Source organism: Campylobacter showae (genome assembly GCF_900699785.1).
In the GTDB taxonomy this organism is placed as follows: domain Bacteria; phylum Campylobacterota; class Campylobacteria; order Campylobacterales; family Campylobacteraceae; genus Campylobacter_A; species Campylobacter_A showae_D.
This window is the reverse complement of the sequence record NZ_LR535679.1, coordinates 871699-893460: the sequence shown is the minus strand read 5'-3', so window position 1 is coordinate 893460 and position 21762 is coordinate 871699. Positions and strand designations below refer to the sequence as shown.

The 21762-nt window shown below is 48.7% G+C and carries 17 protein-coding genes; 9 read left to right on the top strand and 8 right to left on the bottom strand.

What is annotated here, in order from left to right; genetic code table 11:
* Positions 1–72: 72 nt before the first annotated feature.
* A complete protein-coding gene (locus tag E4V70_RS04400) occupies positions 73–825 on the top strand; it encodes a sulfite exporter TauE/SafE family protein (RefSeq protein WP_122863453.1) in 753 nt (250 codons plus the stop codon).
* Between the two features lie 125 nt (positions 826–950).
* On the opposite strand, the gene E4V70_RS04395 is transcribed toward E4V70_RS04400, so the two are convergent.
* Both E4V70_RS04395 and E4V70_RS04390 read right to left on the bottom strand, forming a co-directional pair.
* On the bottom strand, positions 951–2531 hold the full coding sequence (locus E4V70_RS04395; RefSeq protein WP_122863452.1) for a class I SAM-dependent methyltransferase: 1581 nt from the start codon (positions 2529–2531) through the stop codon (positions 951–953).
* Positions 2532–2623: 92 nt separating this feature from the next.
* Positions 2624–4282, bottom strand: coding sequence for an SLC13 family permease (locus tag E4V70_RS04390; RefSeq protein ID WP_122863451.1), 1659 nt, complete (start codon positions 4280–4282; stop codon positions 2624–2626).
* Positions 4283–4457: 175 nt separating this feature from the next.
* Between E4V70_RS04390 and uvrA the strand changes: the two genes are divergently transcribed.
* The 3 genes from uvrA (at position 4458) to E4V70_RS04375 (ending at position 8255) form a co-directional block, all read left to right on the top strand.
* Positions 4458–7313, top strand: coding sequence for an excinuclease ABC subunit UvrA (gene uvrA / locus E4V70_RS04385; RefSeq protein WP_122863450.1), 2856 nt, complete (start codon positions 4458–4460; stop codon positions 7311–7313).
* An 85-nt stretch (positions 7314–7398) separates the two neighbouring features.
* Positions 7399–7740: a hypothetical protein gene (locus tag E4V70_RS04380; RefSeq protein ID WP_122863449.1), complete on the top strand. Its 342-nt coding sequence runs from the start codon at positions 7399–7401 to the stop codon at positions 7738–7740.
* A 74-nt stretch (positions 7741–7814) separates the two neighbouring features.
* Positions 7815–8255, top strand: a complete 441-nt coding sequence (locus tag E4V70_RS04375; protein ID WP_122863448.1) for a pyrimidine dimer DNA glycosylase/endonuclease V — start codon at positions 7815–7817, stop codon at positions 8253–8255.
* A gap of 249 nt (positions 8256–8504) precedes the next feature.
* Here E4V70_RS04375 and E4V70_RS11100 read toward each other — a convergent pair whose 3' ends face one another.
* Positions 8505–8633, bottom strand: coding sequence for a hypothetical protein (locus E4V70_RS11100; RefSeq protein ID WP_269472419.1), 129 nt, complete (start codon positions 8631–8633; stop codon positions 8505–8507).
* A 57-nt stretch (positions 8634–8690) separates the two neighbouring features.
* A complete protein-coding gene (locus E4V70_RS04370; protein ID WP_122863447.1) occupies positions 8691–10319 on the bottom strand; it encodes a formate--tetrahydrofolate ligase in 1629 nt (542 codons plus the stop codon).
* Positions 10320–10440: 121 nt separating this feature from the next.
* Between E4V70_RS04370 and E4V70_RS04365 the strand changes: the two genes are divergently transcribed.
* Positions 10441–10899 (top strand): DJ-1/PfpI family protein, encoded by a 459-nt coding sequence (locus E4V70_RS04365; RefSeq protein WP_232037815.1) that lies wholly within the window; start codon positions 10441–10443, stop codon positions 10897–10899.
* A gap of 12 nt (positions 10900–10911) precedes the next feature.
* Positions 10912–11037 (top strand): hypothetical protein, encoded by a 126-nt coding sequence (locus E4V70_RS11095; RefSeq protein ID WP_269472418.1) that lies wholly within the window; start codon positions 10912–10914, stop codon positions 11035–11037.
* Positions 11038–11309: 272 nt separating this feature from the next.
* Here E4V70_RS11095 and E4V70_RS04360 read toward each other — a convergent pair whose 3' ends face one another.
* The 4 genes from E4V70_RS04360 to E4V70_RS04345 form a co-directional block, all read right to left on the bottom strand.
* Positions 11310–11567, bottom strand: coding sequence for a hypothetical protein (locus E4V70_RS04360; RefSeq protein WP_122863446.1), 258 nt, complete (start codon positions 11565–11567; stop codon positions 11310–11312).
* 374 nt (positions 11568–11941) lie between these two features.
* Positions 11942–12277: a hypothetical protein gene (locus tag E4V70_RS04355; RefSeq protein WP_122863445.1), complete on the bottom strand. Its 336-nt coding sequence runs from the start codon at positions 12275–12277 to the stop codon at positions 11942–11944.
* A 29-nt stretch (positions 12278–12306) separates the two neighbouring features.
* On the bottom strand, positions 12307–14223 hold the full coding sequence (locus E4V70_RS04350; RefSeq protein WP_122863444.1) for a hypothetical protein: 1917 nt from the start codon (positions 14221–14223) through the stop codon (positions 12307–12309).
* A 20-nt stretch (positions 14224–14243) separates the two neighbouring features.
* Positions 14244–14813: a YcxB family protein gene (locus tag E4V70_RS04345; protein ID WP_122863443.1), complete on the bottom strand. Its 570-nt coding sequence runs from the start codon at positions 14811–14813 to the stop codon at positions 14244–14246.
* A gap of 231 nt (positions 14814–15044) precedes the next feature.
* Here E4V70_RS04345 and E4V70_RS04340 point away from each other — a divergent pair, with 231 nt between their 5' ends.
* From E4V70_RS04340 to E4V70_RS04330, 3 genes are all read left to right on the top strand, one after another.
* The gene (locus tag E4V70_RS04340; protein WP_122863442.1) at positions 15045–17498 is read left to right on the top strand and encodes a molybdopterin-dependent oxidoreductase; all 2454 of its coding nucleotides are present in this window, start codon (positions 15045–15047) and stop codon (positions 17496–17498) included.
* A 432-nt stretch (positions 17499–17930) separates the two neighbouring features.
* Positions 17931–20585 carry a DNA polymerase I gene (gene polA, locus E4V70_RS04335; RefSeq protein ID WP_122863441.1) on the top strand — a complete coding sequence of 885 codons (2655 nt, stop codon included), beginning with the start codon at positions 17931–17933 and terminating at the stop codon, positions 20583–20585.
* A gap of 100 nt (positions 20586–20685) precedes the next feature.
* Positions 20686–21714 (top strand): TerB family tellurite resistance protein, encoded by a 1029-nt coding sequence (locus E4V70_RS04330; RefSeq protein ID WP_122863440.1) that lies wholly within the window; start codon positions 20686–20688, stop codon positions 21712–21714.
* The last annotated feature ends 48 nt before the right edge of the window (positions 21715–21762 follow it).

Sequence of the window (21762 nt, the reverse complement as noted above, 5' to 3'; positions counted from 1 at the left end):
TTCCTTTTTTAAATTTTAAAATTAATTTTACCCAAAAACGGCTAAAATCGGATTTTACTTTAAGGCGAGATTATGGAAATTTTATCGGTTGCGTCGGTCGGATACGTGTGTTTGGGGCTATTTGTCGGCTTTTTGTCTGGATTTTTGGGCATCGGAGGCGGTGCGGCGGCCGTGCCGATACTCGTGTTTTTGGGCTTTGACGTCAAATACGCAATCGGCGTAAGCGTCCTGCAGATGGTATTTAGCTCGGTTTACGGCTCGCTTTTAAATCTCAAAAACAAGACCGTCGATTTAAAGCCTGCTTTGGTTTTGGGTATCGGCGGCTTTTGCGGGGCGAGCGCGAGCGGCTTTATCGTGGCGAGCGTTCCGTCGAAATTTTTGCTTCTCACGCTTATCTGTATTCAAATTTTTAACGTTATTAAGCTATTTTTTAAAAATCCGGAACCAAAAGGCGCGCACAATCCCTCTCTCGTACCGCTTTTTTTCGTAGGACTTTTTGTCGGCGCGGTAGCGATCAGCGTGGGTATAGGAGGCTCGGTCATCATCATGCCAGTTTTGATAAATTTTCTTAATTACGACATCAAAAAGGCCGTCAGTACTGGACTATTTTTCGTGATATTTTCGTCGATTTCGGGCTTTATCAGCCTTGCTTCGCAGGGGCTCGTGCAGTACGAGGTCGGCGTTTTGGTTGGTATCGGCTCGCTTATAAGCGTGAGGTTTGGCGTGGCTTTGGCGCAAAAGATCGACCGCACCGTCCAAAAAAGATGCCTGCTTGCGCTTATCTCTACAACTCTAATTATAATGGTAAATAAGCTTCTTGCTTAAATTTAGTATTTGCGGTAAATTTTGGTTTTGCTAAATTTTACCGCTTTAATAGCTGAAACTACTCATCCAATTTACGGGAAGTTCGGGAGCGAGGTAAATTTATCGCACCAGCTCCCGAGAATAAATCAGAAATTTTCTAAAAATCCGCCGTCGCTTAGCTTGACTCCTAGATCTTTTACGTAGTCTTCGGCCGCTTTTTGGTATTCGTTTTTGCTAGCGGTTTTTATCGTGCCGTTTTTGCTAGTAAACTCAAGATTTCTCTCTTTGGCAAATTTCACCGTCTGTTTTACGATACTTTCAAGAGAATTTTCTCCGTTAAACTTAAGTGCGATAAAAGCATCAAACTGTGAAAAATTTGCCGGTACGTTTAGCTCGTCGGCGATCTTTATCACGGGCTCGTCTGCGGCGGAGAAATACTCAAAATATCCGCGTACTCGCTCTTTTAGCCGGCTTTTGCCTGCTTCGTAAACGACTTTCGGACGTTCGTAGGTCGTTAGCTTTGCGCAGTCTGCGGCCAAAATCTCCATAAAGCCGAAGTAAGCCGATTTTACCGCATTTTCGTCATCTTTTAAAAGCGCTGCGACATCGGCAAAATTTACGCTTGCCGGATAAACGTCGGTAAAGACTTGATAAAGCCAGTTGTATTCGGGTCTCATTAGGACGTTGCTAATATTTTTGTAGCTATCTTTTTCTTTGTTAAAGCCCGCTGAGATATGTAGCTTACAAAGCTCGTCTGCACCGATATTTACATTAAAATCGTCTGAAATGAGCTCCTTGTGTACTATCATACTGCGTCTAAAAACTTTGTTCGTTAAAAAGTCGAGCGTCTGTTCTTTTTCGATGCGCGAGCTAAAATTAGCATCTATATACGCGTCAAATTCTTCTAGCCCTAAATTTGACTGAAAAACGTCTTCGAGTCCAACTTCTGCTAGATAGGATAGGTCATTTTTTTCTAAATTTTCAGCAAAATCTTTAAAATAAATCGGATAGTTAAAAACTTCTAAATATTCGTGCGCTATATATGAATCGTTTGTTGCTAGTATATGATCGATATGAAATTTTAGACTATCGTAATTTACGAAAATTTGACTTACGTTACCGTCTTTTTGGCAAAATTTAGCGTACTCTCCAAGCACCTTTAAAAGTTCCCTTGCTTTGGCTACTTTTGCTGCTTCTCCTTTTATATCCTTAGTGCCGAAAATCAAAAAATCTCTGATCGTATCCTTGATCTTCCAGCCCGGATAGACGTTGTAGCTCACGTACGCCACGCCGTTTGGGCTCAAAAATCGCTTGATCGTTTTTAGGATCGCGTCCTTTACGACGTCCGGTACCCAGCTATAAACGCCGTGGCAGATGATGTAGTCAAATTTGCCGTAATCTTTCACGTCCGCATCCGTAAAATCGCAGATATCTTTTGCCTTAAATTCGATATTATCCACTCGCATTTGTACGGCTAGCTCTTTGGCTTTATTTATCTGCACTTCGCTTAGATCTATGCCTAGCACCTTTGCCTGCGGGTTTGCGATGGCAAAAGGAAACAAATTTCCGCCGTAGCTGCAACCGATTTCTAGCACTTTAGCCGTTTTAGACGGCGGCGGAGTTAGCGATAAAAACGAAGCCAAAGCCTCAAGGCGTGCAGGCGAAGTCTCCGCGAAAGCGGCTGAAATATATGGAAGCTCGTCGTAGGATTTTTGGATGTCGTTCATTTTAGAGCCTTAGGTTAAAATATTTTTACGATGATACAGCAACGCCTATTAAATAAGGGTAAATTTAAGCGGTCGAAGCCGCCTAAATTTACTTAAAATTTAAGTCCGAAAACAGCCGAAGCGATAAATACGACGGTCGCCGTGATGAGAAAAATTCCGATGATATTTAGCCAGATTCCGGCCTTTATCATCGAGCTGATTTTTACGTAGCCAGAGCCGTATGCGATGGCGTTTGGCGGCGTGGCGACGGGTAGCATAAAGGCAAACGTAGCCGCCATGGCGACCGGGATCGTAAATAGCATAACGTTTGCGCCGGTATAGCCAAGCCCCGCGCTAACGCCTGCGATGACGGGTAAAAAGGCTGCCGCGGTAGCGGTGTTTGACGTTATCTCAGTGAGGAAAATGACGAGCGTTACGACGGCCATGATGATCGCGGCGATAGGTAGCGCGCCGAGAGCAGAGACCTGATGTCCGATCCAAAGCGACAGCCCGCTGCTGCTAAACTGCGCCGAGAGCGACAGTCCTCCGCCAAAGAGTATGAGGATATCCCACGGCAGCTTTTTGGCGCTATCCCAGTCGATGAGGCGTTCGCCGCTTTTGTTTGCGGGCACGATAAATAGCAAAATCGCCGTACTCATCGCGATTATGGCGTCTAGGCTAGCGATTTTTATATCAAAGGATTTTAGTACAAAGCCTAGCGATATCCAGCACGTGGCGGCGGCTACAAAGATGACGCCTACCAACTTTTCCGGTACGGTTATGGGGCCGAGCTTATCTAGCTCGTCTTGGATTACTTTTTTGCCGTTTGGGATCTCGCCGATTTCGGGCTTAAAGAGTACGTAGGTGAGCAAAAACCAGCACGCCGCAAGCATAACGACGCTAAGCGGTACGCCCACTAGCATCCAATCAAAAAAGCCGATCTCGATGCTAAATTCGTTTTTCATATATGCCACTAGCAGAGCGTTTGGCGGAGTGCCGATGATGGTGCCAACAGAGCCTATCGAGGCGGCGTAGGCGATGCCTAGCATCAGCGAGATGCCGAAATTTGAGCTAAAGGAGCTCGTTTTTTCTTTTATCTCCTTTGCGATGTCGCGGCCTTTGTGAAATATCGTATTCATCACGCCGCCTTGCACGCCTTTTCGCGAAATTTCGTCTAAATTCGCCACGTCTTCGATTGCCGTAAACGTCCATTTTTGAGTCGTTAGGCGTCCTACCAGATGCAGTACGCTAAGGCCCACAGGCAGCATCATTATAGCGGTTGCGGTGTTGCTCACCCACATGGATAAAAATCCCGTCGCCACCATAAACCCCGCCACCAGCCGCCTAGGACTCGTGCCGACTAAAAGTACGATGGCAAGGGCGATTCTAGTGTGTAGATTCCACCTTTGCATAGCAAGGGCTAGCACGAATCCGCCCATAAAAAGATATATCGTGTCCGAAGCATACGGCGCTGCGACCACCTTAAACGCGTCGACGCCTAGCACCGGAAACGCCACCATCGGCACCAGGGCGGTCGCGGGTAGGGCGATGGCCTCGGTCATCCACCACACCGCCATCAGTGCGGCTACGGCGGCAACGACGGGCATGGCTTCTACGTGCAGTTTTTTGCCCTTTGCCGCTGCTAGAGCGATATCTCCGGCGTTTGCGGGGAAAATTTTATAAACCGCAATCGCTAGCAAAATGCCTAGCACCAGCCCGATGAGCTCGACTCGGTTTGTTCTTCTGTCGATAGGAATATGCGGGTTTGCCATGATAACTCCTATGCTTGGGATAATTTATAATACACCCAAAAAGCTTATAGCTTAAAAAATTCTTTTGCTTTAAAATTGATTTTTTACTAAAGTGTTGATAAAAGTAACAGCGATTTTAGTTAAAGCGATTTTGGGTATAATTACGGGTTAAAAATTTAAAATCACGGAAGCAAAAATGAACGCAAACGACACCATAAAAATCACGGGCGCGCGCGAGCACAACCTAAAAAATTTAAATCTTGAAATTCCGAAAAACAAGCTCGTAGTTTTCACCGGACTTAGCGGTAGCGGCAAGAGTACGCTAGCCTTTGACACGCTTTATGCCGAGGGACAGCGCAGGTATATGGAGAGCCTTAGTAGCTACGCCAGGCAGTTTTTAGACCGCGTGGGTAAGCCAGACGTCGATAAGATCGAGGGTCTAACGCCCGCTATCGCGATAGATCAAAAAACCACGTCCAAAAATCCGCGCTCGACCGTGGGCACGATAACGGAAATTTACGACTACCTACGCCTTCTATACGCTCGCATCGGCATCCAGCACTGCCACAAGTGCGGCAAACCGATCTCTAAAATGTCGGCTAGCGATATCATAAACGAGATCCAAAAGCTCCCCGAGGGCGCCAAAGTCGTCATCTACGCTCCGCTCGTACGCGAGAAAAAGGGCACGTGGGCGGATTTGATCGAAAATTTACGCGGCAAAGGCTACGTGCGTGCCCAGATAGACGGCGTGCAGGTGCGCTTAGACGAGGAGATCGAGCTAGCTAAAACCAAAAAACACACGATAAAGCTCATCGTAGACCGCATCGTGATAGACGCGGATAACGCGCAACGCCTGGCCCAGGACGTAGAAAAAGCGCTAAATGAAAGCTACGGCGAGGTCGAGATCGAGATCGCAAACGCCGAAGAACTCGGGCTAAAAGAGAGCTTCATCCACTACAGCGAGCACTCGGCGTGCTTTGATTGTAAAATTTCGTTTACGCCGCTTGAGCCGCTTAGCTTTAGCTTCAACTCCCCAAAAGGCGCGTGCGAGAGGTGCGACGGACTGGGTATCAGATATAGCCTGGATCTAACCAAAGTGATCGACGAGGAAAAAAGCATCGAAGGCGGCGCGATAAAGCTGCTCTACGGCTACAACATGAGCTATTATTATAAATTTTTACTGGCTTTTTGCGAGCAAAACGGCATCGACGTAAAGCGCCCCTACTGCGAGCTTAGCGAGGACGAGAAGCGCCTCGTACTCTACGGCAACGTAAAAGAGGTCGAGTTTTTCTGGAAGAAAAACAAGCTGTTGCGCAAATTTGAAGGCGCGCTAAAAATCACGCACGGGCTTCTAAAAGACTACAAGGACTTTGATGAATACATGAGCGAGAAGGTCTGCGACGACTGCGGCGGACACAGGCTAAAGCCTCAAAGCCTAGCCGTCAAGGTCGCAGGCCGCGGTATCGGCGAAATTTTAGACATGAGTATCGGAAACTGCACCGCGTTTTTTTCGGACGAGTCAAATTTTAGCTACCTTAGCGAATACGATAAAACGATAGCAAAGCCGATATTTAAGGAGATAAACGAGAGGCTGTTTTTCCTCTACGACGTGGGGCTGGGGTATCTCTCGCTCGGACGCGACGCGCGTACGATTAGCGGCGGCGAAGCGCAGCGTATCAGGATCGCTAGCCAGATCGGATCGGGTCTTAGCGGCGTGATGTACGTGCTAGACGAGCCTAGCATCGGTCTGCACGAGCGCGATACGCTAAAGCTCATCAAAACCCTGCGAAATTTGCAAGCCAAAGGCAACTCCGTGATCGTAGTCGAGCATGATAAAAAGACGATCGAGGAGGCCGACTACATCGTGGATATCGGGCCTGGAGCGGGGAAATTCGGCGGGCAGATAGTTTTTGCCGGCGACGTGAAAAGCCTGCTTGACTCAAGTACGCAAACCGCGCTTTACATAAACGGCGAAAAGGAAATCGACTACCGAAAAGACCGAAAAATCGACACTTGGCTTGAAATCTCAAACGTAAATATCAACAACATATCAAATTTAAGCGCGCGCTTTCCGCTGCGAAATTTAGTCGGTATCACGGGGGTTTCTGGTTCGGGTAAAAGCTCGCTCGTTCTGCAAACCCTGCTGCCTGAAGCCCAGGAGCAGCTAAACCGCGCCAAAAAGGTAAAAAAGGTCGCGGGAGTAAATTTGAGCGGACTAGAAAATCTAGACAAAGTGATCTACCTCGATCAAAGCCCTATCGGCCGCACTCCGCGCTCAAATCCGGCCACCTACACGGGCGTGATGGACGAGATCAGAGGGCTTTTTGCCCAGACTAAGGAAGCCAAACTGCGAGGTTACAAGATCGGCAGGTTTAGCTTTAACGTCAAGGGCGGACGCTGCGAAAAGTGCCAAGGCGAGGGCGAGATAACGATCGAGATGCACTTTTTGCCCGACGTAAACGTCGTTTGCGACTCATGCGGCGGCACTCGTTACAACGCGCAGACGCTAGAAATCCTCTACAAAGGCAAAAGTATCGCCGACGTGCTAAATATGAGCATCGACGAGGCGGTGGAGTTTTTTAAATCCGTGCCCAAAATCGCTAGCAAACTAACGACGCTGCAAGACGTCGGCCTAGGCTACATCACGCTGGGACAAAACGCCGTGACGCTAAGCGGCGGCGAGGCGCAGCGTGTAAAACTGGCAAAGGAGCTCAGTCGCTCGGATACTGGAAATACGCTCTATATCCTTGATGAGCCGACTACGGGGCTGCATTTTGCCGACGTCGATAGGCTCGTGCGCGTGTTGCACCATCTCGTAGATCTTGGCAACTCGGTCTTTGTCATCGAGCACAACATGGACGTCATCAAAAACTGCGACTACATCGTCGATATGGGGCCAGAAGGCGGCGCTAAGGGTGGTAAAATCATCGCGCAGGGCAGCGTAAAAGAGGTCGCTAAAAATCACGCAAAAACAGGCAGCTACACGGGTAAATTTTTAGCCGAGGAGCTGGAAAATATGAAAAACGCGGCAAAAAAGGCGAAGAAAAAATAAACGGCGAAGCAGATCGGTAAAATTTATAAAGCTATGTCGGTGTAAATTTGCGCGAGACTTCCGCGTTAAATTTGAGGGAGCAAAAATGGACGCAAAACTCTATCTAAACAAAGCCGTTATGCAGCTATCAAAGGGACTTGAGGAGGGCGGCGTACAGAGCCTAAAGGATGCGCTCAAAAGCGACGGCGACGAGGCGAGCAAAGTGCAAGCTAGCGTGATTTTGGGCGAATATTTCGTGATGAAAGGCGAATTTGCGCAGGCTAGGCGATATCTCGAAGCCGTAGTTGAAAACTCTAGCGAATTGGAAGAAGAATACGACGACTTACTAAACGATGAGATCTACAAAGCCGATCTGCTCCTAGATATGATCGATCGCTTCGGGTTTTTAGCAAAGCGAGGCGACGTAGCAGGCAAATTTGCGATATAAATTTGACGGTTTGCGGGTTTAACCGCGCCAAATTTGGCCCGTAAAAACTGCGGTAAATTTAACGAAAGGCAAAAATGAGGCTTTGGACGATAAGCTTTAAATATCTAGATGCAAAGGGGCTAGTCGCACTTTGGCGCGAGGCGCTGCTAGCTAAAAACGTGCTAGCTGGGCTTACTAAAGGCTACAAAAATCACCCGCAGCTTGACCGCTTTTACGCTCACGAAAACGCGCAGTCAGCGATAAATGCGTATCTGGCGGAGGTTTATGCGCAGGCCTGCACTCGCGGGTATAAATTTGACGCGGCAAAAGTGGGCGAATTTGACGAGCGAAATTCAGCCAAAATAGCCGTCTCTCGCGGACAGATAGAGTATGAATTCGCCTTTTTACAAGAGAAGCTAAAATCGCGCGACGTCAAGACTTACGAGCGAAATTTAAGCGTTAAAAATATAGAAATCGCGAGCATTTTTAAAGAGGTCGAGGGCGGAATCGAGCCGTGGGAAAAGGTAAAAATTTAGCGTCGTTTCGCGCGTAAATTTTGGCTTGCTTGCGCAAATTTGATTAAAACGCCAAAATACATTATGCCGATTTTGCCAAAATTTACGGCAAATTTCGAGCTTTAAATTTGGGTATTTAAAACGCCGTAAAATAGCGCAAATTTGGCACTAGGCTGGCAAGCGGCTTTGAGCGAGTAAATTTGATTTTGCGTTTCGGCGATGTATGGACGGTAAGATAAAAATCTCGCATGAATAGCGTTGTTATAAAATTTACGAGCTAGCGCGGGCGTTTGTTAAATTTAGCGTTTTAAATTTAGCGGCAGATTTAAAGGACGAAATAGCCAAATTTAAAAAGGCGAACCCGGCGTTATTTCCGCCAAATTCGCCTTTGTTTTTCAAAAAAACTTCGCCTACCGATCAAATTTTGCGCTCAAATTTGACGGATCATAGCTTGTTTTACTCCACTCTCATATGCTCGGCGGCAGGCACTTTAGGCAGTCCCGGCATCAGCATAGTCGATCCGCTAACCGCCACGATAAAGCCCGCTCCGCCCCTGATCTCAAGCGCGCTAACCTCGAAGCTAAAGCCCTTCGGCCGTCCTAGTAGCTTAGCATCCGAGCTAAAGCTATACTGCGTCTTTGCGACGCAAACGGGCATACTCTCAAAGCCTAGGCGCGAAATCTCGGCCAGATCCTCCTGCGCGCGCGGGCTAAAGACGACGTCTTTGGCGCCGTAAATTTTAGTCGCGATCTTTTCGATCTTGGTTTTGACGGGGTCGGCGGGGTCGTAGGTAAAGTTTATCTCGCGAGCCGGTTTTTCGCAGATTTGCGCGACTTTTTTGGCTAGATCCTCCGTGCCCGCACTTCCCTTTAAAAAGCCCTCGCACACGCTAAACTCAGCCCCAGACTCCTCGCAAAGAGCGCGTACGTGGGCGATCTCGTCGTCCGCGTCCGAGGCGAATTTATTTAGCGCGACGATGACGTTTTGGTTAAAGTTTTTGAGATTTTCTATATGGGCTTTTAGGTTTTCGCCGCCTAGCTTTAGCGCGTCTAAATTTGGCTGCGAGATACCGTCTTTGTCGCAACCGCCGTTATATTTTAGCGAGCGGACGGTGCTTACTAGCACGACGCATTTTGGCGCGAGACCTGCGGTGCGGCACTTGATATCGAGGAATTTTTGCGCTCCCAGCTCAGCGCCAAAACCCGCCTCGGTTACGACGTAGTCCGCTAAATTTAGCGCCGTTTTGGTCGCGATCACGCTGTTGCAGCCGTGCGCGATGTTTGCAAACGGTCCGCCGTGGATGAGCACGGGCGTACCCTCAAGCGTCTGCACGAGGTTTGGTTTTATCGCCTCTTTTAGCAGTACGCAGACGGCGTCGGCGCAGTTTAGGGATTTTGCGCGCACGAGACCGCCCTCTTTATCGTAGGCGACGACGATATTTTCGACGCGCTCTTTTAGATTTTTTAGGTCGGTTGCTAGGCATAGGATCGCCATTATTTCGCTAGCGGCGGTGATTACGAAGCCGTCCTTGCGGGTAAATTTATTGCTCTTTTCAAGGCCGATCTCGATCTCTCTTAGCGAGCGGTCGTTCATATCCATGCAGCGCTTGAAAACGACGCGCGCAGGGTCGATATTTAGGGCGTTGCCGTGGTGGATGTGATTATCTAGCATCGCCGCGATGAGGTTATTTGCCGAGGTGATAGCGTGAAAGTCGCCGTTAAAGTGCAGGTTGATATCCTCGCTAGGCGTCACTTGCGAGTAGCCGCCGCCCGTCGCTCCGCCCTTTATACCGAAAACCGGCCCCAGGCTCGGCTCTCTAAGCGCGGCGCACACGCGTTTGCCGATACGCGCTAAGCCGTCTGATAGCCCGACGGTCACGGTCGTTTTGCCCTCGCCGTACGGCGTCGGATTGGTCGCGGTAACTAGGATGAGATTTGCGCCGGACGCGCTGCCTAGTCGCGGCTCGATCTTGGCTTTTAGCTTACCGAAGGTGTCTAGCGCCTCCTCGCCTAGCCCCAGTTTTGCGCCGATTTTTACGATATTTTGCGGCTTTGCGCTCGCTTCTATTTCTCTGTCGCTTAGCATCGTTTTTCCTTAAAAATTTGATTTAAAATGATTTTGTAATTTTACCTCGTAAATGCGAAAAATCTCATTAAATTTTAGCCGCTCGTAATCAAATTTGGGCTAAATTTGACAAAGGATCGCTATGAAGGCGCTAAACGTTTTGCTTTTTGACGGATTTACTATGATGGACGCGCTGGGGCCTGCCGAGGCGCTATCTCGGGCTCGAGAGGGCGAGCAAAAATGCTACGAGATAGAGTATTTTTCGGTTGAGGGCGGGCTCGTGGGTAGTAGCGCGAGCGCTAAAATTTGGACGCGAAAGCTAGATGAGATGGTTAAATTTGACGTCTTGCTCGTGCCGGGCGGTTTTGCGGCGAGACAGCTTGCGCATGAGGGCGAGTTTATCGCTATTTTGGGCGAGCTAGCGCGCAGACACGAGTACGTGATCACGGCGTGTACGGGCTCGGTTTTGCTAGCTAAAACAGGACTTTTGGACGGTATTGAGGCTACTAGCAATAAGCTATCTTGGCAGTGGGCGATCTCGGAGGCTTTGGACGTGCGCTGGATACGCGCGGCCGGGCGGTGCGCTAGCGGGAAATTTTAGGCTAGCTCGGGCGTGAGTGCGGGTATCGACGCGGCTCTGGGTTTTATCGCCGATATGCACGGACGAGACGAGGCGCAGCGTATCGCTCGAGCGATGGAGTATGTCTGCAATAGCGACAAAAACGCGGATCTGTTTTAAATTTTAGTTCGCGACGGTTGCTAAAATTGAGCGCTAAATTTAAGCCGAGTCAAATTTCGAGGCACCGTGCCTAAAAAAATGCGTAAAAAACGAATTTACAAAATTAGCCGTTCAAAAGCACGGGTATAAAAAGTGCAAATTTAGTCTGATAGTCGGAAGATTTCTGATTTATGGCTAAAAACAAGTAAATAATCCAAAACAATGCAAATTTTACTGCCAAAAATCGCAAATTTTATAAATTCAGCGGTTTTTTGGGGCAGATTTATCGTCGTTTAGAGCGTTTTAAGCTTTTCGCGCACCAAGGCAACGTAAATCATCGCTAGCGTCGTCGCAAACCAAATAACATACGGCAGGCAAAAAACAAAAGGCTTTTCGTAGTAGTCGTATTGCACGCCGACGTTGCGGCTGATGTAGAGGTAAAAGCCGCCTACGATGATGATGTAAAACGCGATAGCGACGGCGTCGCAGATGCGAACTAGCTTGTTGGTCGGATGTTTTTGTTTAGATACGGTCTCGTGATTATGGCTCATCTTTTCTCCTTTATTTTTGGGAAATGTTATCATAATTAGCGTAAAATTCTGATGATTTATATCAAAAATTTGCTTTTAAAATTCAAATCAAAAGTCCACTATAAAATTTAAGACGAAATTTAACCAAAATTCGCGTAAAATCCATCCAAAAAGCAAGTAAAAATGATAAATAAACGGGCGCAGCGTATCGCTCGGGCGATGGAATACGTCTAAAGTAGCGACAAAAACGCGGATCTATTTTAAATTTTAGTTTGCGGCGGTTGCTAAAATTGAGCGCTAAATTTAAGCCGAGTCAAATTTACCGCAATCGCGCGCCAAAAAAGGGGCGAATGCGATTTGAGCGTATTTCACGCACTCGCCAAATTTACCTCGTGCTACCACAGTTTTAGGCAGACTTGCCCTATGATGACGGCGATAGGGGCTCCGTTTATGTCGTAGGTGTTGCTCGAGTTTGAACCAAAATCAGGCTTGACGACGTTGCCTTGTATCACCCAAGTGTTGCTTGAGTTTGCGCCGTATTTGGGTTTTATTTTTTTGCCGTCAAACTCAAATGTGTTAGAGGAGTTGGCTCCTGTTTTGGGCTTTAGCACGCCGCCGTCAAATTCAAAGGTATTGTGCGTGGTTGCGCCGTATTTTGGCTTGAGCTCGTTGCCCTCGTATACCCAAGCGCCGTTGCCCGCAGACCTTCCGTCCCAGTTGATTTTTGGCATTTTATCCTCCTAAAATGAGATATAAGTAATTATTTTCCGCAGCTTGCTTCTTTTGCCTTTATCGCTTCGTAAATTTCATCCGCGCTCGTTAAATTTGCGTCCAAAAACTCCTGCGCCTTTTTGAGCGTGCGCGCGCCCATGATGCCGTCGGCTTTGACGCCGATAGCCTTTTGCACGTATAAAATTTTATCTTTTTGCGTCACCTGAGGCGCGGTTTTGGCGGCGGCGGTGGAGTTTGTTTCGCGCGCCGTCTCGTTTGAGCCGTCAAATTTAGCCGTCATCTCGCGAAATTTGGCCTCCAGGCTGCGCGATGCCTCAAAGCGCTCGTCAAGCTGCATAAGAGTCGGAGCGTAACCGAAGCTCGATATCGCGCCGTAGATCGCGCCGAGGGCTCCAAAGCCCGCTAAAATTTTAAAAAACAGCGAAAAAGCCTCTTTGTTTCGCATGCTTTGGCGGTACTCTTTGGGTACGCTGCTTCGGCGAAATAGCGTAACCAGCGCGCTAAGAGGCGCTAAGACGCACCAAGCTGTGCCCGCGCAAATAGCCAAAAATATAAGCGTATAAATAGGCGCCATGATGTAGCGATCGGCTAAATTTTCGCCCAAAAATCCCGCCGTAAAAACCAGCGCAAGTACCCAAAATAGTGAGCCCAGCCCAAACCAAACCGCGGGCGAGTAAACGGGGGAGATTTTGTTTAGGCACTTTTTCATCGTTTCGCCTAGTTTGCTCGCCGCGCCTCTTGAGACGTAGCCGTCGCAGGCCTCTATCACGGCGTTTGCGGCCTCGTTTTGCGCGCCGTCTGTTTTAGCGATACGCTTTAGCGCGGAGTCTAGAGCGGGCTGCGAGCAGTAGCGCGTGAAAAATTTAAACGCCTCGCGCCTAGTTATCTTACCGTCGGCGTCAATCTTTTCTAGTATCATTATCTCGTCCGCAAAAAGATCGTCGAAAAACGGCGGTCTGATAAAGGCGTAGGGTGGGTTGCTAAAGCCCACCGCCTCGTACTCCTTGCCCAGCAGTATAAAATTTAGCCTCGTTATCGCGCTAGAACCTACGTAAGAAAACAGGTGCGAATCCTCCCCGCCGCTCTCTTCGTCTTGATAAAAAGGTATCGTCTGTGAGATAAATTTACAGCTGCGAGCGCATAAAAAATCCAAAAGCTCGTCGGCGTAGGCGCGCGATTTTATGCGTAAATTTACGCTGGGTTTCGCGTAGGCGCCGATGTTTGCTACCGTAGTAAAGTATCCGTGTCCGCTACACTGGGCGCACTGCACGTAGCCGGACCCGCCGCAGCCGCCGCACCTTACCGTGCCAGATCCCGAGCAGCCGTAGCAGGTACTTGAACCGCTACCGCCGCACGATGAACAGCTCTCGTAGCGATACGTCACGTAGGTGCTGCCGTTCGAGTTATACTGGGTGTGAGGGCGATTTACGCCGCCGCTGCCGCCGCACGTAGAGCAGCTTTGTCGTCCGCGTCCGCCGCAGCTGGAGCAGGTTTTTTTGCCTCGTCCGCCGCACTCGCCGCATCTCGTCTGCCCGTCGCCGCCGCAGTTGCCGCAGCGCTCGCTCATGCTAAATGGCTTAAAATCGTAATACCTAACCGTGCCGCCTGATTTAGCGACGGCTTCTTTTGCGTCTTGGCGTAGCTCGGCGAGTAAAATCTCGTGCAGATCGGCGCTATCTCTAGCCTGCAGCAAGCACTCTCTGGCGTGATTTTCGTAGCCGCGCGCGTCGTCGCCGAAGTGTATCTGCTCCTTTTGGCCGCCTGCTATCTTGCTCTCTTCGCGCTTGCCGTAAAACTCCCACGTCACGGTCGCCGTCGCTTCAAAATCAAAAATTTCGTGCGAAATTTCTACCAAATCCTCAGGCTTAGCTTGGTTGCCGCTTACTAGATTTCGCAGCCCTTTTAAAAACGGCTCGTGTAAATTTAACTCGTCAAATTCGCTCATTTTAAATCCTAAATTTTATTTTAAGCGTCTAGTCCCGCGCGCTTTTTTATCTCGCTTAAAAACTCCGCCCCGCCGTCTGCGAAAGCCTCGCGCGGCACGGTACAAAACATGGAGTTTGCGATGATAACGACGAGGAAATTACCGACGTAGCGGGCATCGCTGATGGCGTTATAAAAATATCTACCCTCGCCGAATTTGCTTTTTTGCACGAAAAACTCATCCTCTAAGATCACGCTTTTTTGCCCGAATTCGCCGTAGTTTGCTTTATTTATCAGCGCGCGAGTAAGCAGCCAAGGCCGCAGTCCAGTAGCGTAGAGCAGAGTAAAAAACGCGGCCATCCACGATAGGTAGGCTAGATTTTTCACGCCGCTAAAACCGTAATCTCTAAGCAAGTCGCTAAGCTCCCTGAAGTAAAATTTGACGCACAAAAGCGTGATAAAAAACATGCCAAGAGCCGACGCCGTAAAGTCGCATATACGTATGTTTCGCATAAATTTATCGCCCTTATAGACTATCTTGCCTACCTCGCGCGTCATGGCTTTATACTCGGCGCTAGGCTTTATCTCAAAGTCGGCTTTTAAATTTGACATTTGCTTCCTTTAAATTTTCAAATTTTGATGAGATATTATCAAATTTGGCCTAAATTTACGCTATTTTTAAAAAAGCCTTTAAAACGAGAATTAAGCCTAAATTTCGTAAAATTATCGCTAAGGCGCGAGGTCGCGTAATACGTTTAAAGGTAAACGATGCAAAGTTCGACATAATAAATCCCGCTAAATTTAAACCAAATCAACCACCAAATTTAAATTTAAGGCAGAATCATGAAAAGACGAGATTTTCTAAAACTAGGCGCGCTGGCGGCGGCATCAGCGCAGGCAAAGCAGTTTGACGCGGCGGCGCAGGCGATATTTGACGAACAGATGGGGCTTTGCGCGAATAAATTCGGCGCGTTTTACGTAAAAACCATCGGTGGCAGGGTTGTCGGCACCGAGCCCTTTGAGGGCGACGCGATGCCAACGGTGCTAAACAACGCCCTAAGCGATCACATCCAAAACGAAACGCGCGTAAAATACCCATACGTGCGCAAAAGCTTCCTAGCCGATCCCTCAAATCCAAAACCGGAGCTTCGCGGCAAAGAGCCCTTCGTGCGCGTTAGCTGGGACGAGGCGATAAAGCTAAGCGCCAAAATTTTAAAAGAAAACTTCGACAAATACGGCTCTGAGGCCATTTACGGGCAGCTTTATCAGTGGGGCAGCCTAGGCAAGGTCGGCCACTCACAGCGCACCGCAAAGCGCATGCTAAACGCGCTAGGAGGCTACGTGAGCGAGCTTGGCGGCTATTCATACGGCGCGGCGACGGCGTTTTTGCCCCACGTGACCGGTTCAATCGATCCGACGCATAATCCTACGCGCTGGGAAGGCGTGGTAAAGGAGGCTAAAACGATCGTGTTTTGGGGTACGAACCCAGTCGTCTCAAACAAGATCGCCATCGGCGTACCGATGCATAACTCCTACGCCTACTACGAGATTATGAAAGAAAAATTTAAAAAAGGCGAGATGAAAATTTACAGCGTCGACGTTTACCGCAACGAAACGGCGGAGTATTTCGGCGCGCACTATCTTGCCGTGCGCCCATGCACCGATACGGCAATGCTGATCGGGCTTTGCGATTATCTTTACGAAAACGGGCTTTACGACAAAGAATTTATTGAGCGCTACACGGTTGGGTTTGATAAATTTAAAGAGTATTTCACGGGCGCGAAAGACGGCGTGAAAAAGGATCTTGCGTGGGCGAGTAAAATTTGCGGCGTGAGCGAAAAGGAGCTAAAAAGCCTAGCCGATACGCTAGCTAAAAAAGACACGCTTATAGTTACCGGCTACGCGATACAGCGACAGCACCACGGCGAGATGGCGTACTGGGCGCTCATCACGCTGGCTGCGATGCTAGGCGACATCGGCAAGACTGGGCGCGGCTACGTGATGAACGATCAGATGCATAAAAACGCCGACATTAGCTTCATCGCGCCAAAGCTTCAGGCTTTTAATCCCGCGGTAAACGAAAAATATGTCGCCCCGCAAGGCAAGCTGGCTAAGGCCAAATACCACGAGATACCAAACAGCAGACTCATAGACGCGATCATGGAGCCGGGCAAAGAAATCGAGCGCAACGGCAAAAAATACGTCATGCCGCACATCCGCGTGATGTTTAACGCCAACGGCTCGACCTTCACCCGCCATCCCGACACCAACCGCGCGGTCGCAGCGATGAAAAAGATCGAAGCGATCATCACTACCGAGCCCTTTTGGACGAGTACGGCGAGGCTCAGCGACATCGTGCTGCCGGCAGCGCTAGAGTGCGAGCGCACGGACATAGAGTTTGCAAACTCGACTAGCGAGTACCTCTTTGCGATTAAGCCGCTAGTAAAGCCCGCGGGCGAGAGTAAGAGCGACTTTGAGATCGCGCGGCTCATCTGCGCGCAGTGGAGCGAGGAGTACGAGCAGGCCTTTAGCGAGGGTAAAACGGAGCTTGAGTGGGTGCGCGAGATCTACGAAAACGCCGCCAAGCAAGCCGAGGGCATGGGCATAGCGATGCCTAAATTTGAGGAGTTTTGGCAAAAAGGCTACGTCAAATTTGATAAGATCGATGAGAAAAAGCGGTACTTCACAAACTACGCGGACTTCCGCGCCGATCCCGAGAAAAACGCGCTAAAAACCCCGTCGGGCAAGATCGAGCTCTACTCCGAGGCGGTCGAAAAGCTAGGTTACGCCGACTGCCCGCCGCACGCGACGTGGATGGAGCCGTTTGAGTGGCTGGGCGGCGACGTGAGCAAGTATCCTATCGCCATCAGCGGCGCGCACTCTAAATTTAGACTCCATTCGCAGCTAAACAGCTCGCTCATCCGCAACTACGCCGAGATCGCAGGCCGCGAACCCGCGCTAATTAGCCCCGCCACGGCAAAGGCGCGCGGCATCAAAACGGGCGACGTAGTAAGGATATACAACGACCGAGGCGAGATCCTCTGCGGCGCGCTGGTAAGCGATACCGCGCAAGATAACGTCGTGATCGTGAGCGAGGGCGCATGGTACGATCCAGCCGTCTGGGGCGAGAAAAGCCTATGCAAACACGGCAACATAAACGTGCTAACGAGGGACGTACCGAGCTCGCAGCTATCGCAAAGCAACACCGCGCACACGAGCATGGCGCAGATAGAGAAATTTAAAGGCGAACTGCCGAGCGTAACGGCGTTTGATAGGCCCGCGACGATAGAGGCTTAGGCTTTTAGGATTTAAATTTGAGCGGTGAGCTAGCCGCTCAAATTTGACTACTTTTTAAATTTACTCGATTAAATTTAGCGTCAAATTTAACTCAAATTTGATCGCGTCCGCGCTTGACCCGCGCCGCTAAATTTAAATTTACTTTCAAATCAGCCATTTTTTTGCCTAAAATTTGTAAAATTAGCCCAAAAAAAGGATAAAAAATGAGCCAAAAAACGCTGAGGCTTAGGCTTTTAGGATTTAAATTTGAGCGGTGAGCTAGCCGCTCAAATTTGACTACTTTTTAAATTTACTCGATTAAATTTAGCGTCAAATTTAACTCAAATTTGATCGCGTCCGCGCTTGACCCGCGCCGCTAAATTTAAATTTACTTTCAAATCAGCCATTTTTTTGCCTAAAATTTGTAAAATTAGCCCAAAAAAAGGATAAAAAATGAGCCAAAAAACGCTAACGATCATCGACACTTTCGGATTTTTTTTCAGACTTTACTACGCGATGAGCGGGCTAAAAAACCGCGAGGGCAAGCCAAGCGGTATGGTGAGCGGCTTTGCTAGCTTTATCATGAATTTACGCCAGGAGTTTGCCAGCGACTATATCATCTTCGCGCTAGATAGCAAGGGTAAAACGCTGCGCCACGAGATCCTAGGCGACTACAAAGCCAACCGCTCCGAGCCTCCCGCAGCGCTAAAAGAGCAGCTGCCTGTGTGCATAGAAATGATAGAAAAAATGGGCCTAGCCGCCGTGAGCCGCGAAGGCTACGAGGCCGACGACATCATCGCTAGCGTCGTAAAGGAGTGCAAACAGCGGGATATATTCGTACGCATAGTGACGCACGATAAAGACCTCTATCAGCTCATCGAGGACGGCAAAGTGAGCATCTACAGCCCCCAAAGCAAGATCGACCACGATAGCGCTAGCTGCATAGAAAAATACGGCGTTCCGCCAAGCTGCATACGTGATTTTCTCGCGATCGCGGGCGATAGCTCGGATAATATCCCGGGCGTCAAAGGCATCGGTGCGGTCGGCGCAAAAAAGCTGCTAAACGAATTCGGCAATCTAGAAAGCATCTACGAAAACCTGCCCCTAGTGCGAAACGAACGCATCCGCGGGATGCTTGCCGAGGGGCGAGAGAGCGCGTTTTTGAGCAAGCGTCTAACCTCGCTCTTTGACGACGTGCCTGACGTGCTCGATCTAAAAAGGGCGGAATTTCCCGAGCAAAATCCGCTCGTAAAGGTCGCCGATACTCTTCGCGAATATGATCTAAACCGCCTTTTAAAAGCGTTGCAAAATAGCCAAAACGCGGGCGAAAACGCGGAATTTAAGCTCGGCTTTAACGCGCGGCTTTTAACGGACGAGGGCGAGATCGAGCGACTGCTGGCAAATATAGACGCGGACACGCTCGTGGCCTTTGACACCGAGACTACGGACGTCGATACGCAAAACGCCCGCCTCGTGGGCTTTAGCTTTTGCTTTAACGACGAGGAGGCTTACTACGTGCCGGTGGCGCACGAATATCTGGGCGCGCCGAAGCAGACGAGCGAGAAATTCGCCGCTTGGGCGATCTCGCAAATTTACAAAGGCTGCGTGATCGGGCAAAATTTAAAGTACGATTTTAAAGTCGTAAAGCGAAATTTAGGGTTTGAGCCGCCCGTAAATTTTAAAGACACGATGATACTGGCGTGGCTCATGGATCCGGGCTCAAGCGTGGGTATGGACGCGCTAGCCAAGCGGCTCTACGACTACGACACGATCAAATTTGAAGACGTGGTAAAGCGCGGCGAGACCTTCGCGTCCGTGGCGCTGGAAAACGCCGCAAAATACGCGAGCGAGGATGCGTGGATAACGCTGAAATTTTACAAAAGCTTTTTAAATTTGCTTGACCCTGAGCTGCTCGCGCTCGCCGACACGCACGAGTTTGCGTTCATCCTCACGCTTTTTGATATGGAGCGCGAGGGCATCGCGATAAACCGTGATAAAATGCAAAATTTGATCCTAAAAAACGACGCCAAGATTAAGGCCTTGACAGCTGAAATTTACGAGCTAACGGGCGAAAATTTTAATATAAACTCCGTTAAGCAGCTAGGCTCGGTGCTGTTTGAGCACCTAAAACTACCCGTAAAGAAAAAGACTAAAACCGGCTACGGCACCGACGAGGCCGTGCTAGCAGAGCTTATAGACGAGCATCCCGTCATCTCTAAGCTGCTTGAATACCGCGAGCTATATAAGCTACAAAGCACCTACTGCGAACCGCTGCTAAATTTAGCCAAAAAAGACGCTAACAGCAGGATATACACGAACTTTATCCAGACGGGAACGAGCACGGGCAGGCTCTCGTCTAAAAACCCGAACCTGCAAAATATCCCCGCTCGCGGCAGCCTAGCTAAGGACGTGCGAGGCTGCTTTGAGGCTAAAAGCGGATTTAGCTTCGTAGGGCTTGATTACAGCCAGATCGAGTTGCGGCTGCTTGCGCATTTTAGCAAGGACGCCGCGCTGCTTCAGGCGTTTGCGAACGACGAGGATATCCACGCGCGCACGGCGATTAGTATATTTGGCAGCGCCGAGGGGCAAAACCGCGCGGTGGCCAAGAGTATAAATTTCGGCCTCATCTACGGCATGGGCTCGAGCAAGCTGGCAAATCAAGTAAGTATCACGCGCGCCGAAGCAAAGGAGTATATAGAGCGCTATTTTAAAGCTTTCCCTACGATAAAGGGCTTTTTAGAAGGGATAAAAACCGCGGCCAAAAACGAGGGTTTCGTGCGCACGCTACTTGGCAGAAAGCGGTTGTTTGACTTTACTACCGCAACGCCGATGCAAACTGCGATGTACGAGCGCGAGGCGGTAAATACGATATTTCAGGGCTCAGCCGCCGACATCATAAAAATGGCGATGGTAAAAATCCGTCCGCTTTTAAGCCCGCGCGCTAGGATGCTTTTGCAGATACACGACGAGCTGATTTTCGAGGTGCAAGACGGTTATGCGCAGGAATTCGGAGCGGCGGCGCAAAAGATAATGCAAGAAATTTACAAACTAAACGTACCGCTAAAAACGAGCCTAAACGTGGCGAAGGATTGGGGGGAGTTGAAGTAAAATTTTATGCTTCACATGTTAAATTTCGGTTCAAACATTGACTTTACAAAAAAAAAAAACGATACAATCGACTCGCAAAATTTAACGTAAAGGAAACGACATGGCAAGTGCAGTCGAGGGTAAAATTTCGGAAGGAATCAATAATGCACTGGAAAGCGTTGTTAGTAGCAGGGAAGAACATTATAGTAAAAATCCACTTCCAAGCGTTGGCGACGTAAAAGGTTTAATATCTAGTTATGGCTATAAGAATGCGGCTATTTCGGGCGGAGCTGGGCTAATACCAGGTCCTTGGGGTATGGCGGCGGCGGTACCTGAAATTATAGCGATCGTCAGGAATCAAATGGCTATGGTGGCCGACATAGCCAAGGCTCACGGCAAGACGGCTAGCAACGAGCTTATTTTGGATATACTATTTGGAGCAAGTGGCAACGTAGCGACGGGATTAGTGGTGGTACACGGACAAAAAATTTTAGTAAAACGAGCCGGAGCTAGGGTTATACAAAAAATAGTAGCGATGCTGGGCGGCAAAATAACACAGCAATTGGCCAAGTCTATGGTTGCAAAGTGGCTTCCGGTTGCTGGTGCTGCTGCTATGGCTACTTGGTCTAAAATAAGCACTGACAAAATCGGCAAAAAAGCTGATTTTATATTTTCAAAACAGATAGAATACGAAACCGCAACCGATGAGTTAGCTCAAATTGACGACGGTGTGACACAAATGCAGCTAGCTGCCGAGGATTTAAAATCGGCATATCAAGATTTAGCTCAGAGTGCAAATATTGTAAAAACTAAAATTCAAATTTTAATAAATTTAATGAAAATAGACGGCAAAATCGAAGACAGCGAAATGGCACATTTGCAAGATTTTATAGAAAGTGCTCCGTTATCAAATCAAGATCAAATGCAACTAATCGAACAGCTTGGTTCAAAAGAGAAGGTTATAGTTGATTATTCCGTTTTTAAAGAAAATTTCGATGAGTCTTTGGCATTAGTGATAGACATGATCGCGCTTGCAAATGTGGACGGAAATTTTCACGTAACAGAAAGGATGTTTATCAAAAATGTCGCAAAAACGATAGGATTTGATGAGAACGATTTAAACGAGCTTTTAGAAAACGGCATAAAATAATCCCAAACTCGGACGCGAGACAAGCTTGCTCATATCGCGTCCGTAACG